This window comes from Mesorhizobium sp. M5C.F.Ca.IN.020.32.2.1 (assembly GCF_004023105.1).
Lineage (GTDB): Bacteria > Pseudomonadota > Alphaproteobacteria > Rhizobiales > Rhizobiaceae > Mesorhizobium > Mesorhizobium wenxiniae.
Genome location: NZ_RZSX01001315.1, coordinates 1 through 1,159 on the forward strand (window position 1 = coordinate 1; position 1,159 = coordinate 1,159).

General features: G+C 61.9%; 1 protein-coding gene and 1 pseudogene. Both read right to left on the bottom strand.

The features are described from left to right. Nucleotides 1-98: 98 nt before the first annotated feature. Nucleotides 99-809: a DUF6065 family protein gene (locus tag EOA86_RS35600; protein ID WP_128345734.1), complete on the bottom strand. Its 711-nt coding sequence runs from the start codon at nt 807-809 to the stop codon at nt 99-101. 148 nt (nt 810-957) lie between these two features. Continuing rightward, nucleotides 958-1,159, bottom strand: a pseudogene (locus EOA86_RS35605) (GNAT family N-acetyltransferase); the annotation flags it as partial.

Genomic DNA, 1,159 nt, shown 5'->3' on the forward strand with positions numbered 1-1,159 from the left:
GTTCGGATCGCGGTCCGCGCAACTGGCGGTTCCGCTAGCAATTCACAAAGAAACGGGGCCTAGCGGCCCCGTTTCGCATTCTTCTCCGCAAAAAAAGTCTAGCGGGCCGCGCGGGCCCATTTGCGATACCAGCCTTCGCCCGCAATCGTGTTGCGATAGACAGTTTCGCGCTCCGTCGCCTCGGCTCCGGTCTCCGCCCGGATTTCTGCCTTGAGTGCGGCATCTTCGCGGCGAACCGGTATGACCTGGACGAGCGGCGTGCCCTTTTCGATGACGTAGAGGCCGTCGGGCGCGGTCGCGAAAAACGGAAAATGGATGTCGGCTGCGTACCTATCGGTATCGACGATGCCGGCGACGCATTCGAAAGGCTGAGTCGGCCTGTTGAGCGGCGGCAGGAACAAACAACTCCAGCCCGGCGGGGTCCGTATCGACCAGTAATTGTGAAATTTACATGGGGGTGCCGGTTCCTTCGGGTTGCCGGCGACCTGATGGGCGCCATGATTGCTCACCATCACCCTGTCGAACTCCCAGCCGGCATCCACGACGCGGCCGCCGTCCTTGATCTCAAGGCGGACGGTCGCCGCGAGCGGCAGGATCCAGCCGGTTGTCATCGCATCGAGAAACGGCATGCAGCGCTTGACGGTCAGACCATTGTTGGTGGCCGACGCTTGCTGCGAATCGACTGCCGGCAATTTGCGGAACCAGTCCGGCAGAACCGTCTTGGCTGCTACTGGCGGCGCGATGACGCCATAATCTTCCGGCCGACAGACAAACCGGATCGAGCGAGTGGTCTGGGAAAAATGAAACATTGATAGCCTCCAAGGAAAAATCCGAGGAGGAACGGGCCGCAGGCGGATTTATTCCTGCTGGATGTCAACCGTCTGATTATGCAGGCCGGCTACGAGATTTGGCCGCCGCCGAGCGACCGCCGCGGCAGCGGCGCGCACAGCACACTGATTAAAGCACCAATCGCATCAGCGGTCGGCCCGCCTTGCGCTCGACCAGCCTCTCGAAGCCGGCTTTCTCGAAGACCCGCGACGAGCCGACGAACAGCCCGATCGAACGCGAATCTTTCGACAGGTCGATCGGACACGCCTCGACCAGCCGCGCGCCATTCTGGCGAGCAAACTCGATGCCGCCTTCGACCAGCCGGTGCGTC

What these genes read in the sequence shown, in the direction of transcription:
- EOA86_RS35600 (WP_128345734.1), bottom strand. Translation starts at nt 809, where the DNA reads ATGTTTCATTTTTCCCAGACCACTCGCTCGATCCGGTTTGTCTGTCGG.